Origin of the sequence: Acinetobacter sp. S54 (genome assembly GCF_016624945.1) — a bacterium.
GTDB lineage: Bacteria > Pseudomonadota > Gammaproteobacteria > Pseudomonadales > Moraxellaceae > Acinetobacter.
In genome coordinates, this window is sequence record NZ_JACVUI010000002.1 from 117,009 (window position 1) to 130,320 (window position 13,312).

Annotated in this window: 18 protein-coding genes; all 18 read right to left on the reverse strand. The window is 42.2% G+C overall.

All coding sequences use genetic code 11. The features are described from left to right. Positions 1–4: 4 nt before the first annotated feature. Positions 5–448: a phage structural protein gene (locus IAE20_RS03450; protein ID WP_151981674.1), complete on the reverse strand. Its 444-nt coding sequence runs from the start codon at positions 446–448 to the stop codon at positions 5–7. A 9-nt stretch (positions 449–457) separates the two neighbouring features. Next, positions 458–1,576: a DUF3383 family protein gene (locus IAE20_RS03455; protein ID WP_200481124.1), complete on the reverse strand. Its 1,119-nt coding sequence runs from the start codon at positions 1,574–1,576 to the stop codon at positions 458–460. Positions 1,577–1,585: 9 nt separating this feature from the next. Next, on the reverse strand, positions 1,586–2,122 hold the full coding sequence (locus tag IAE20_RS03460; RefSeq protein WP_200481125.1) for an LIC_12616 family protein: 537 nt from the start codon (positions 2,120–2,122) through the stop codon (positions 1,586–1,588). A gap of 2 nt (positions 2,123–2,124) precedes the next feature. After that, positions 2,125–2,493 (reverse strand): hypothetical protein, encoded by a 369-nt coding sequence (locus IAE20_RS03465; RefSeq protein WP_200481126.1) that lies wholly within the window; start codon positions 2,491–2,493, stop codon positions 2,125–2,127. Next, on the reverse strand, positions 2,486–2,986 hold the full coding sequence (locus IAE20_RS03470) for a hypothetical protein (RefSeq protein WP_200481127.1): 501 nt from the start codon (positions 2,984–2,986) through the stop codon (positions 2,486–2,488). Before IAE20_RS03470 ends, IAE20_RS03465 begins: the two co-directional genes overlap by 8 nt. Beyond that, complete coding sequence (locus tag IAE20_RS03475) at positions 2,983–3,387, reverse strand: DUF4054 domain-containing protein (RefSeq protein ID WP_200481128.1); 405 nt, start codon at positions 3,385–3,387, stop codon at positions 2,983–2,985. The genes IAE20_RS03470 and IAE20_RS03475 overlap by 4 nt, the downstream gene beginning before the upstream one ends. Positions 3,388–3,389: 2 nt before the next feature. Beyond that, positions 3,390–3,812 carry an STY1053 family phage-associated protein gene (locus tag IAE20_RS03480; protein WP_200481129.1) on the reverse strand — a complete coding sequence of 141 codons (423 nt, stop codon included), beginning with the start codon at positions 3,810–3,812 and terminating at the stop codon, positions 3,390–3,392. An 11-nt stretch (positions 3,813–3,823) separates the two neighbouring features. Next, a complete protein-coding gene (locus tag IAE20_RS03485; RefSeq protein WP_200481130.1) occupies positions 3,824–4,852 on the reverse strand; it encodes a DUF2184 domain-containing protein in 1,029 nt (342 codons plus the stop codon). A gap of 62 nt (positions 4,853–4,914) precedes the next feature. After that, complete coding sequence (locus tag IAE20_RS03490) at positions 4,915–5,397, reverse strand: hypothetical protein (protein ID WP_200481131.1); 483 nt, start codon at positions 5,395–5,397, stop codon at positions 4,915–4,917. Between the two features lie 6 nt (positions 5,398–5,403). Then, positions 5,404–6,726 (reverse strand): DUF2213 domain-containing protein, encoded by a 1,323-nt coding sequence (locus IAE20_RS03495; protein WP_200481132.1) that lies wholly within the window; start codon positions 6,724–6,726, stop codon positions 5,404–5,406. Positions 6,727–6,768: 42 nt separating this feature from the next. After that, the gene (locus IAE20_RS03500; RefSeq protein WP_200481133.1) at positions 6,769–7,467 is read right to left on the reverse strand and encodes a phage minor head protein; all 699 of its coding nucleotides are present in this window, start codon (positions 7,465–7,467) and stop codon (positions 6,769–6,771) included. Next, complete coding sequence (locus IAE20_RS03505; protein ID WP_200481134.1) at positions 7,439–8,851, reverse strand: DUF1073 domain-containing protein; 1,413 nt, start codon at positions 8,849–8,851, stop codon at positions 7,439–7,441. The genes IAE20_RS03500 and IAE20_RS03505 overlap by 29 nt, the downstream gene beginning before the upstream one ends. Positions 8,852–8,863: 12 nt before the next feature. Continuing rightward, a complete protein-coding gene (locus IAE20_RS03510; protein ID WP_200481135.1) occupies positions 8,864–10,522 on the reverse strand; it encodes a terminase in 1,659 nt (552 codons plus the stop codon). Next, a complete protein-coding gene (locus IAE20_RS03515; protein WP_200481136.1) occupies positions 10,519–11,019 on the reverse strand; it encodes a DUF2280 domain-containing protein in 501 nt (166 codons plus the stop codon). Before IAE20_RS03515 ends, IAE20_RS03510 begins: the two co-directional genes overlap by 4 nt. 58 nt (positions 11,020–11,077) lie before the next feature. Further along, positions 11,078–11,719 (reverse strand): putative metallopeptidase, encoded by a 642-nt coding sequence (locus IAE20_RS03520; protein WP_200481137.1) that lies wholly within the window; start codon positions 11,717–11,719, stop codon positions 11,078–11,080. Next, positions 11,688–12,116: a hypothetical protein gene (locus tag IAE20_RS03525; RefSeq protein ID WP_200459502.1), complete on the reverse strand. Its 429-nt coding sequence runs from the start codon at positions 12,114–12,116 to the stop codon at positions 11,688–11,690. Before IAE20_RS03525 ends, IAE20_RS03520 begins: the two co-directional genes overlap by 32 nt. A gap of 604 nt (positions 12,117–12,720) precedes the next feature. Continuing rightward, positions 12,721–12,921: a hypothetical protein gene (locus IAE20_RS16750; RefSeq protein ID WP_227610752.1), complete on the reverse strand. Its 201-nt coding sequence runs from the start codon at positions 12,919–12,921 to the stop codon at positions 12,721–12,723. A 109-nt stretch (positions 12,922–13,030) separates the two neighbouring features. After that, a complete protein-coding gene (locus IAE20_RS03530; protein WP_200481138.1) occupies positions 13,031–13,297 on the reverse strand; it encodes a hypothetical protein in 267 nt (88 codons plus the stop codon). Between the last annotated feature and the right edge of the window lie 15 nt (positions 13,298–13,312).

A 13,312-nucleotide genomic window follows, 5' to 3' on the forward strand; every position in this document is an offset into this window, starting at 1 on the left:
AACCTTATTCATAAGTGCCATATTTCATATCGACTTTAATAGAGTCAAACACCCACTCAACCATTGCACCATCTTTCGCATTGGTATAATCGGGTACTTTTTTGAACGCACATTTAGATGCCGTGTGGTTATCACCTGATCCAGAATGGTTTAAGGTGATAGTATTTTTACCCCATTTACGCGTAACGCCTTTTTGAGCGTTATAAATGTTCATCAACTTGGCATTTATAGATGAGGTTTTAAGGGCACGAATCGTGACTTGTCCAGAGTTATCAGCATGCAAAGAATGCATGCCCTCACCATCTGCACCAATCGTCATGGTGTTTTTGTCACCTGCCATGGCAAAGGTAATGCCTTCCTCGGCAATACCTGCGCCATAACCAAGATCGATGACACCATCATCGCTCGTTAAAGAGCATTGGGTGTCCATAAAGCTGTAAGTAGACATAACTGCTCCTTAACGGTTTACTGATACAACAACATCAGCAAAGTGGACTGCACCTGCTAATTTTGCTGCAATTTGAAAGACTGGGGCTTTACGTGCTTCACGTTCAGACTGAGCTTGATCATCTAGGCTATTGGCATACACATAAAAGCCTTTGGGCAGATAATCACCAGTGTTCAATGCGCCAAAGCTGTCACCATTCCACTGTCCTTCACCAAGCAGCCCATTAGCCATACCTTGTTCGCAAGCGCGCTCAAGAACACCACATTGACGATTCACACCAGCTGCAGTTTGAGGGATTTTGGTGGTGCTGGTGTAGTAAAGATTCCAAAGTGAATTTTCTAAATGATTTTGAAACCAGTCCAAACCGTGAATTTCATCAATAAATGACCCATCACACATCACACCTTCTTGTAAGATTGCGGTGTCATTGTTGTATGAGGCAAATACATTACAATGCTTGGCAGTCAACGCATTGGCTTCTGATATTTTTAAATCTTCTGGGGCAATACCCGGCAATTGCTTAAACTTAAGCGTGATCGTGGTATTCGTGCCATTAAAGTTGACACTGAATGCACGACCAAAAACTGAAGCTGCTGCATATGCATTCTGACTTGAGAATATGCAAAATGTACGACGGTATTTTGCATTCGATAACTTATAGGCGATGTCTGTTGTGATTGTTGGGCTTGTAGATTCCTCAACTTGTGTCGTGTGACCAAACACACGTACAGGATCAGCGGCTTCTATTAATGCTGCAACGGATAAGACTTGCTCATCGCTTAGATCTGATGCCACAACCAATCCGTACCATTTGAGTGAATCCAAACATGCTATAACAGCAGCTTGAATAGTTTCGGATGTTGTGTCCTTATCCCAGTAACCAATATAAAGTGTTCGTGGCTTAGGTGATTGCCCGAAATATGCCAATGCGGCCATATATTCAGGATCTTCAACTCCGTAGTATTCGCCAACCTCTTTAATACTTGAATATTCGCGCATACGCTCAATGGTATCAATAACACCACTGGTTGAACCTAAAATCAGTAATGAGCCAAACGAACGTGGCCCTGCCGCTAATGCAGCAAGACTAATGCTGACATTTACGACATTAGAAACAGGTAAGGTCATTGAAGACTCCTAATTTCGATGAGTATCGATTTGATAACTTTTAAATGTTTTGATTGCATACGTCCGTTGAGTCTTGCGCCTAAAATCGACGATCAAATCATAGCGATGCACGTATTGATTGTTCAGAAAATCAGGTGCGGCAATGATTTCACCGCAGCCTATGTATTTGATTTTATGCTCTCGTAATTGAGCAATATTTTGCGGAATGCCTAGACCATCCCTGAAGATATGTGCAGTCTGTTGCCCTTGATTGCCGTAGAACGATAAAAAAACTTTTAAAGCCTCGTGCCGAATGGAATCCATACTCTCATCATGTTGTTCAAACAATGGACCATCATCAGGTTGAATTGATTTAATACCGAATGCACACCAGCTCTCACCTTTGTTTGGCATTGGTGGTGGATCTTCTTGCCATCGAGGACGTACAAAATGACCTTGCAGAGATGTAATCCCCACAATAAAAGCTTGAAATATATCTTCTAGTTCTTGGTCATAGGCAACTGATCCGCTCGGTGGTATATAACCGCCTGTAGCAGAGTCACCCATATTTATCCCAGTGGTTTTAGATCGCAGATGGCTTTGTTAAAACCATGGCCATAATGCAAATTATCAAGCACCTGAACCACATAGTAAATTTTGCCTTTCCATGTGATTTCATCTGCCTGATGATCATTATCACCTGCGGTCAGTTGAGTTTTGGTGTGAATGTTGATCGCACCCTTAATAAGTGTGCCATCCTCACGGCGATCCATATTCTGACCGCTGTTTGTTGTCACCACACCACTAAATTGAAACTCTTGCTCAGTTTTATTAGGTCGTCCATTGCCACCAACCACAACAGAAACCCGCTTACACTTCAAATCCTTCGTCATAAAATCAGGATCAAGAAGAACATCAGATACGTCTAAATTAGGCACGTTTGATCTCCTTATCTTTTTTCATGATGATGTAAGTGTGAGAGTTGCGATATTGACCAGTATCAACAAGAGGTTTTTCAGATTTACGACCACGGCGTTTACGCTCTAGAATAGTTAATGGTGCCAGTGCAACAAAATCACCTGCATTAATGAATTTTTTAACATTCATCGTTGCTTTCATGCCTGCCGATTCAAGATAGAAATACATGCGCTTCATGTTGCCTGTGAGCGCCGCATCTAATGCGTACGAAAGTTTTTCGCCGATGATGTCCTGCACCTCCTCAACACCCGGCACTAAGTGCGGGCGTGGGGGAAGATTCATTGCGGGTGAACCAGTTTCTAGCAAATAACCAATGGCTGCATTGGTCATGCCGTCGCCATCACTTCGTGCTTCACCGTGTGGTACACCGACTAATACCTCGATCTGAGAAAGTTCTGAGACAGCGTTTAGAATATCCATCAATCCATTACCAGATGATGTAATTCCGCTCATAGTTGAATACCTCCCGCACCTGCCATCATCATGAGCTCATAAAACTGAATGCCAAACGTTGTCATGTTCCAATGACCTGCATCGGTATTGATCACACCCGATACATCCATTGACTTGGCAACACTATCAACGGACTTTGAGGTTTCATTGCCAACGACTTTACCTGCATCACCACCAATACTTGCTGCATCCATCGCACGTTTATACAGCGTGAGATAGTGAGCAATAAAAAGGGTTAAACCAAAATCAATCAGGCTATCAGGATCTTTTGGATCACCCCAACGTGAAACAGGCAGCAGTTTTTTTCCTAAGGTTAAATAGAAATTGAACTGAAACGAGGGGTATTCCACAGTATCAGCAAACATGGGCATAGCTTCATGAAAGGATGATTCAGTAATCATGATTATTTTGCCTTAGTTGTCTTTGCAGTATCTGCAGCCGAAGTGTCCGTACTTTTAGCAGCATCCGATTGGGCTTGAGATTGCTCAGCTTTGGTTACCAGAATTTCAAGATCTTTGATCTTTTGATCACGCTCTTTAATCGAACTTTCAAGTTCAATGATCTTAGCCGTGGCCGCATCCGATTGGGCTTGTAGTACAACCAGATCCTCATTTGCCTTGTCTAGTTGCATTTGCAACTCTGCATTTTGAACATCATCAGTGGTGATTTCTTGACAATGTGCTTTAACAAACCAATTTTCAGCGACTTCCTGTTCAACTTCTTGAAAGCCCGCATGAAGCTGAACCGATTTAACCTGCCCATTTTCATCTCGCCCTAAATTTACATTTAAAGGGCGAGTAAGGAGAATTTTAACCGTCTTAGACATTTTAAATCTCCTTATAGTCCATCTGCATAATATGCAGTTTCAGGGTAAACAAACTCGACCACACCCAAGCGACCAAAGTAAGTGGTCAATTGACGCAAGTCGCGATATTCAATGGGTGTACGTTGCAGCGGCACCATTGGGAAACGGACACGGCTTTCTGACTGCGTGTACACCATTGCACGGTCAGTACCGGCAGTACCACGACCTACACACCACTTAGATGGCTGAATATCTAAAGGATTGCCGTTTTTCGCGTTAGAGATACAGTTGACTTTGATGTACTCAAGAATTGAAATGTTCCCCGCATCAGATACTTTGCGTGTCACAAGCAACCCAAATTGCTCTGGTGGTAAGAGTAATTTTGAAGGGCATACAGCGAAGCCAGATGCAATCCAAGCGTTGTACAAAATCATATTAACGTCATCTAAGATTTCATCTGCAGTTGCAGTTTTCCATGCTTTATTGACATTGGTTGCACCCACTTTTGATGAGTTCAGCAAACCTTCAACACCAATGACGTCATCGCCGATATAAACTTGCTCATCGACATCCATGTTGTGTTTAAGGGTAAGGCCTGTATGCTTCATCGTATCAACTGGACGACCAAGTTTTTTCGCAGACTCAAGCTCTGGAATTGTCCACCCTAACTGCATGGCCCACAATGTTAATGGCTGCGCAGTCTTGCCAATATCAAGCGCAATGCCTGCAATGGTATCAGCATTTTTACCGACCCATGATTTTCCTTTTGGTGAAGCACCACCAGCAGCTGCAAATGTAGCATTACTAAAACTAGACACCTCATCAGCAATTGAGACATCAGAGCGCAAATCAATATCACGCCCCCAAGTCACATCAGCTAATGGCTCGTGGATTGTTGGATCTAAACGTTCAAGTTCCCCCACAAGAAATGCACCAGTGCTATCAATCGTCTGTGCATCAAATGTTTGCCATTGGTCACGTGTGCGAGCACGGACAGGTGTTGGTTTTGAACCCATCGCCACAGCAGCTGCCATGGAATGAGCTAAGAGTAATTTACCCATGTTTTGTTTTCTCCAAGCACAAAAAAACTCGCTAAATGCGAGCCGTGCCTTAAGTTGAATTTTTAGATATTGAATGCGATTTCAACATTGCCCTGTGCATCTGCATCATGCATAAACATGGCTTTTGTGATTTCAATTGTGTTTGTAGAGTCTGCTACCGCTTCAATACCACCGACTGGTTTTACAGTGGTCCCCGCAGCGACACGGACAAAAACCTTACCAGCCTTCTTCGCAGTACCCGCATTACAACGGACAGTCATATAACCGCGAACTAAAACATCTTGAACACCTGATGCAACTGGTACCGCATTGCCAAGTTCATTTTGAGCTGATTGAGTTGGGTATGCGCGAACCAATAGCCCATATACAGCGGTGTCAGTAGATTCCAACGGAACAAAATCCCCAGTCGTGGCTGACAATTTACCGAATAGACCGAACGCAGCAAATTGACCACCCACATGATGCGATTCAATGGTTGATTGAGATTTACGAGAAACATCACCTGGAATGCCAGACGGCATGCGATATAAAAATGCGTTGCTCATTTTGTTTTATCCTTTGTTTGCATAGAATGCACGGTTTTTAGCGTTAATGTCCGCTGGTGATGGAGATGCCTTACCAAAGTCTTTGGTAGAGATTCCAGAGCGAACACCTTTCATATTGTTTTGCTGCTTGATGAGTTCAGAAGCACCAGCGAATGCAGCATCAATCGTATGCGCGGGTAACTTGTCAAAGTCAGGGTTAGTACCCACAAACGGCGAAATGGCTTTTTGTCCGTCTTCAGTTGCATGGGCCTGCTTTAATACAGCACGTTTAGCATTCAGTACGGCTTTGCCGTTGTTTACGCTATCAAACGTTGGTAGACGATAACCTGGGGAAAGGATTTCTGCACGTGACATCACTTCTTTAAGTGAATCACCCGTATACGTTTGAGTGCCAGATTCATTCAGTTTTTTTGCTGGGTTTGGAGTTGTTAGATCTCCATTGTCCTTTGTTGGCTCATCATCAGGATCATCGTCTTCTGTTTCCTTTTCAGGATCATCCGAGTCTTTGGTTTTTTTCTTTTCAATTGCAGACATACGTTTATCCATGGTTTTCATGAAACTACGCATTTCTGCCTGAAACGCAGCATCACCAGTTTTGGTTGGCTCATCCTCTGGATCATCATCCTCAGTTTTAATATCTGGTGCTTCATCTTCAACCGCCTTGGCTAATTTCTCAGCTTCTTCAGCGTCTTTGGTTTTGACCAAATTACGAATACGATCAGCAAAGCTAACCTTTTTCTTTTTTGTCTTGTCAGACATAAGACTATCTCCTATCGAGCAGCGGGAACCGCAACGCCCTTTATCAACTAATGCAATATGGTTGATCCGAATATTGCTCTGTAACCCTTTGCCCTTGCCGACTTCAATATAGTCAGCATCGTAACCAAGAGAGATTTCTACCTTCCCACCCATGACGGCTGTAATGGCGTCTTCATCCATTACCAATAAATCACCCATCATGAATTCAGAATCTTCACCCTCACCGCGATGAACGTTGTGTACAGTACCCTTAGATAGATTTTTCCAGTTTTTTGGTGTAACCCAATCTTCAGGATGATCATCTGTAATCGGCTTACCTTCACAACTCGCTATCGTTAGAGGATTAAATAAAACATCTTCACCACGTGAAATTGTGATTTGCCCTGTCATGTCCGCGGCAACGGGTACCTCACCATCGGCATAAGTAAGATCACCTATACGCGCAAGGCGAACATCACGACAAAGTAAGTAGCCTTCAGGTGTGGTTTCCCGTGTGCGACCAATCAATCCAGTGGTAAAAATATTTGAACGATCTACTGTTTTTCGATCTTTGGTTTTTTTCTTTGCCATACATCACCTATGTTTAGGCGTAAAAAAACCACCTTTCGGTGGCTAGTAATCATCAGGAATAACAGGTTCGGGATAACATCTACAATTAATATCACACCCGGCATGAGCACGGCGACCAGATTTAAGGTCCACGATAGGTGGTTCATCCCAGTAGATAAATTTTCCGTTTAATTCCTCGTGTCTCTTTCGCACATCCTCATCTTCACTGGTACGCCAAATATAACCCTCAGAACCTAGATTCTCAGCTCTGGCTTGAGTAAAAATGCTCTGTGCTCGGCTAATCTCGGTACGCGCAATAGTGTTGGCTCTAGACTTTGCCACATGCCCACTTGCCATGATCATGCTTGAGATTTCGCTCGCTCGGCTGCCCTCGATGAGCGCCCGCGTCGATAGATCCTGAATACGTTGTGCTGCATCTAAAGGCAATGACTTAATCAATCGTACTTGCTCATGTAAGAGCTGCTGATATACCGCACCGACATCAGTATTACGAATCTGATCTTTCACACCACGTGACAAGTCTTGCGCGTAAATGAGCCATGTTTTCTCATCACGCAATGAAACGTCAGTGATGATACGACCAGCTGCATTCTTGGCCCAGTGCTCTAGCGTGTTGCTGTACTCATTCAATGCGGCAACAATCAAAGGATAGGTTTGAGGGTTATTTACATCAAAGCCCTTAACGATTGTATCGATATAGCCAGCAATTTTTCTAAGCTGCTGACTGTACCTTATCTCCATTTTCCGCGCCCGGTGCGGTGTCAGTCGGTTGATTTGGTTCTTCATCTTCTAACTTGCTCCGGGGTGGCGGTGGATCATCGTCCGCATTTTCAATTTCCTCATCGGTGATATGCGAAAACACGCCCGTAACTTCAGATGATTGACGCAGTTCTTTAAGGGCAGTACTACGGCTAATTAAACCGTTTTCCTCGGCAGTTGAGACAGCCTGAACAATCGTATTTGCCACCTCAGCCTTAACCTTTTCATCAATCTGCCAAAGTGAAGCAAAGTCAAATTTGAATGAATCAGGTAAAGCCTTACCCATCTTAGATAGCGATACAACTTCAATCAGCGTTTGCAACGGCGTACGCATACGACCTTCTTGTTGCTGGTTGATATTGTCGTAGTAGTTCGACAGATCCGACTCACCTGTAGCATTCATGCCCGCAGGGGACTGGCCGAATAAACGCACAAGTGGAATACCCAATGCCCCTGAAATCTGCTGTCCAAATTGAATAAGTAAATCATCCAGTCCAGAAAAGCTATATTGATGCGTCTCAAAGGTATCGCTTGCATCCATCAGTGTCATGCCTTCGTTGGACTGCCACATGCGAATCTGTTCGATCTGTTTCACTAATGCATCATAAAGCTGACCGCCCTTAGCAATAATTGCCCGCAAACCATTGACCTTGTATGTCCGCAAGTGAGCCTTATAAACAAGCTGGCCAGCGCCTAATGTTGCACTATCAAAAATCGTTAAACGATCTTCTAGGCGCTCAATAACTGATTGACCCCATAGGTTTTCAGCAATGGATTGCCAATATGGAAGTTCAACCCCATCCATACGAATGATGCGCGAGTAATGCACTCGTTGGTCACACAAGCCTACTGAATGAGTAATCACATCATAAAACTTGGGCATCCCATAATATGGTCCATACTCAGTAACCAGATCATGAAGTGTGGGCGTAACCATCCAGCGGTCTAATACCAATAAACCTTTGAATTGATCCCTACCAACGGTTTTAATATTTAACGGCGTTGAGACGTTTTGCCCATCAATGAGCATCACGGCGATTGCACCACCATAGAGACGAGACCACTTAATTGTTTTGTTTAGCTTATCCCAGACTTGCAATCGATCTAACTCTTGTTGGATTTCCTCAGCATCTTCAGGCGATTCTAGTCCACGCATATTAATGCCTTCGCGTGTCATATCATCAGCAACCACATCAACTGCCTGACCTACTACCCAACTCGAACGATACATCGATTCAAGCTTGACACGGTTACGGCTTAGATAGTTTGGATTGTATGTTGACTGATCGTGTTGACTTCCTGCGCCCAAGCCAACCCGAGCCGCGAAGTTTTGAAAACTATCCGCAGTAAATTTAAGTAATCCCATATTTTTCTCGAATTAAAGCTTGCCCCAGACACTCAGCTCTGAAACTTGCGGGTTATAACAGATCATGACGCTATCAGCTCGGTTCGGTGATGCTGTGCCGTCTGGTTGCTTGTTGACTAAGATTTTACCTACACCATTTTTGGTATAAGTCGGCTGTGATAGCTCTGTAGTAAGTAATGCCAACTCTTTGGTATCAATATCTGCACTAGATAGAGAAATGAGCATATCTGGATCATACTCACGCCCATTGATTGCGCGGTATGTCTCTTGGAACCTTAGGCGTAAGGACCACCACGATTGAGCCTTGAGGTTTGCAAAAAAGTCTTTGTTAAATCGACTTTCTACCATCTGTCCATCTGGATCATGAACAGCGCCTGAACCTCTAAACGGTTGTACATCTACCTCAGGCAATCCTTTTTCACGCTGCTGATCGTTGACTACTCTCGAATCGCCACGCACACCCGCACCTAAACCATCAGCATCATAAAACAGGGTATCGATTGAATCCTCAATTGAGATATCCATTGCCTTTTGAGTTGTGCCAAAGATGTCATCACCTTTGCCTGACCATGTATCAAGCCGTTTAAGCACGATACCGTGACGCCATGCGAGTGAGTTTTTATCTTTACCCTCATCCGCAACATCAAGCCCACCAATACGATCACCTGTGGCTTCAATGCCAAGTTTGATATGTGCATCAAGAGCAGCTTGAATCCATGTACTAGGAATCAATACACCCTCAACCGACGCAGCATAGTTAATGTCCACTTCTTGCGCTAAAACCACATCATCTAAAGTGGCCAACTGTTTTTCGTACCAAGGATTAATGAGCTTACCGTTATATATAACAGTCCAATTCTTATCTGGATTAGCCCGCCAAGGCATAGTAAACACGGCGTAACGACCGCTAAATCTATCCTGATGAAATCGATCACCAATACCATTAGGTGTTGATCCTTTGATATGAACGTTTGTATTTTGCGAAATAGCAGCGTCTACCGCTTCCTGACGCTCTACGAATGCCCATTCGTCAAGAAAGTACATTGTGGTACGTCCACCACGACCAATGTTATCGCCAGCCTCACCCGTGATAGTTGCACCATTGTCCGGGTTAATGATTCGCATGTAGTTGTCATGAACTTTCTCAACAAAGCCTTTTGGTTTCATCCAGTCAGGCATTTTGCTAAACATATCTCGGAACTTGTGTAATAAGGTTTTTGGATCACCCTTTTTATCCACTAGTTCTTCTTTACGGCTACCTACACCACCTGCAAAGCCATCAACAAATAACCAACGGTGCAAATAAAATCCAAGCACAACGTAGCTCATTCCCTCATCACGGGATTTTTCAATCAAGCCATGTGTCTGAGTGTTTTCACGTTCAAGTAGCCAATCGATCAGCTCGACCTGTTTCGGGCGCAGCACAAACGGCAAATTAGCGGGCAACCCAAACGGCATGCCGCGCGGATCGTAGGTCCATATCCAGTGATCAAACCAGTGAGCTGGATCATTTTTGCACTTGTACATTTCAGCTTGAATGCTGAGTTCATTTTGTTCAATCACTGCCTTGTAGTAGTAACGGCGTGTCATCTCCGCAATGACTTCAGGTAACCGTGTATTGATCGTCCATTCTTTAATTAATGGCGCTATTTCATCCAGTGCATATGTCATAACTTTCCATTAATCGCTAAGCGCGAGAGTTCTTGAGGTGTAAGTTTCGCAAGATCTTCAGGTGTGTAGGTTGGAATAGATTGTTTTTGCTCTGACTCAGTCTTTATGGCCCCACCATTAGCACCTGTAACTTCTTGACGTATCACCCGCCCATCTGTCTCTTGGAATGCCTGCTTAAGCAAATTCTGTTTAGCCCGTTTATTGCGCCCAGAATCTTCGTACATATTCTGAATTTCTTTTAAACGAAATGCCTTATTAGCAATTGGGATATCCAAAATGTTTTCTTGAAATTTTTTACGAGTCTCATAAAAAAGATCTTTTAATTTTTTGCTTAAGTTGCGCCCTGCATATTTAGTTGGGTCGTAACTATGGCACTGTTTTCGGTCAATTTTAATGTTGTAGGTTTCTTCTACCGAGTCAGCCACTTGTTGAGGTGTTTCAAAGCAAGCAAGAGACTGAACTATAAATATTTTTACAGGCTCTTTTAGTGCTGCCATAAACTCACCTTTGTCGTGCTACGTCGTACAAGACAGGCAAAAAAAAGAGCCCGGAGGCTCAATTAATAATGCAAGTCCCACAGCACGCAGCTATATTTTTCTCTGATACAAACGGCGCTTGTTTTGCGACTTCGATCAAACGTTTAACACTATCACTTGCGCCCCAGCGTTTGACTACACCGACAAATTCTTCAACGTCATGGCTAGCTAAATAGTGCTTTGGTAGGCCAGTCATGTCGCTATAGAGCGGCTCACCATCTTCGTCACGCTCAACACCGATGTGATAGAGTTCATGTTCGATGAGAGCACAAAACTCTCGATCACTCGCTTGTTCACAAAAGCTGGCATCAATTGTAATAAGATAAACAGGTACAAAGCCGAACCAATCACGCATCTGTTGTTCTTGTCGTGCTTTCTTCCATCCACCCTGATTAAACATCACTTTTTCACATTGACCCAATACCATTCGCTTTTTAGCTACGGCGGCAGATGATGCCCAAGCAAATGCCAAAAAAGTTTCGTCGTCATGAAGCAGTTCAGCGATATGGTCATGGTCTGGGTTGTGCAGCTCACCACCTAAAGTTAAGAAATTGGCAATCACCCACTCTTTTAGATCCGGTGCAGCGATTATACGAATTGCTTCCTCTTCTTCAGCTTGATCGATAAAGTCAGTCTTCGGGAATGGTCTGATCTGGTCCATTTTCTAATCTCGCTAATTCGCTCTTAATCCAATGAATCACATAACCTGATTCGATATTACACGGATCAAAACGAATATGTTGATACCCAAGTTCTTCAGCTAAATCATATTTACTATATGCATTCGCTATCTTTTTGCCACAGCGACCCACCGCCCAAGAGCTACCCGCGATTTCAATGAGAAGATTCAATTTCACAATATAGAAATCAAACCGCCAATTTTTTGTTGATTCAAATTTAAATCTACGGCGATAACCAATGAGATTTTCTTCTAGTTCTTGGAATAGGGTTTCTTCAGCTTCGAGATAATTTTGCTTAGCTTTAGGGAGTGGTTTTGTTCTTGGTTTGGGTTTTAACGGCAATTTTTTGGTTTTGGATTTATATATGTCTATTTCCATAAATAGTTGCTCTGCAAATAAGCAATAACACTTGTAATCTGATCATGTGACTTTATTGTGAACAACTGGTTAAATTCCATGCTCACCTCAATACTTCTAATACTTAACTTAATATTTCCTAATTATTTTTTAAGCGATGTAATTGTACAATGATAAAAAAACGATCAGGACTTTAAAATGATGATTCAAATACCTTATGTTTTGTTGGCAATCATTGCCCTATTACTACTTCTCTATTACATCCAAAATAGCAAATAATGTCACATTTGTAGGTTTGTTATCGAAAAATACATACAGAACTTTCTAGATAATTGTTTACCAAACGTTAAGAAACCTATTTAATAGGAATTAATTAGAAAAACTAATTCTATCCCTTATTGAGACAACTCCATGAGCATTACCACGATATTGATAGTGCTAACAATACTAGGTTTAATTTTTCTGTACATCTTATGGAATCATCGTTAATTAAGTTTTCATAAAAAAACCCATACTGTTTTAGCAATATGGGCTATCAAGGCTGATTACAGAAATTAAGTTCTAATTCCTGCATGATCACTTTACGTGAAAATTAAAGTAATTTAGTAAATTGTTGTAAATAAGTTCACCTAAATCCTTTTATCATGTGTCTTTGGCGTCTCATCAGCCCTAGGACTTTTTTGCGTGCAATAATTTCGTCTAAGGAGAATGGCAAATTTAAAGCTAGGCTTTCATTGGGCATGTCACTGTTTTCGATTAAAAAAATATCTTGTTCAGTGGTCCAAGGTGAAACAACCACTATAGGCCGCATTGGGAATCTTTTCATTGGGCTAATTTATTTAAATTTGTTAAATAGATACCATTTTTTCACAAATAAAGTAAGCCATGTCTGACAATAAAAAACCACCCGAAGGAGGCTTTAGATTAAATTTGTGTTAATCAATACTAATAACTTCATATTCAAATTTGTCTGAACCGATAATCCCCACTAAAATTTTAGAACCTATAGATATTTCACTCTCGTCAAGTTTTTCAATATCAATTTTATTGTGGTTTTCATCAAAAAATTGAGATGATGATCTTAATAAAGGATCAGCAAGATTCCTGCTTCCTGTTAGCTCAGTACTAACAAATGAATAAATATTAAAAACCTTTCCTGAGGCTATATGTTTAATTTTATAATTGGTTTTTGCTTTGCTCATGAGATTAACTCTTAA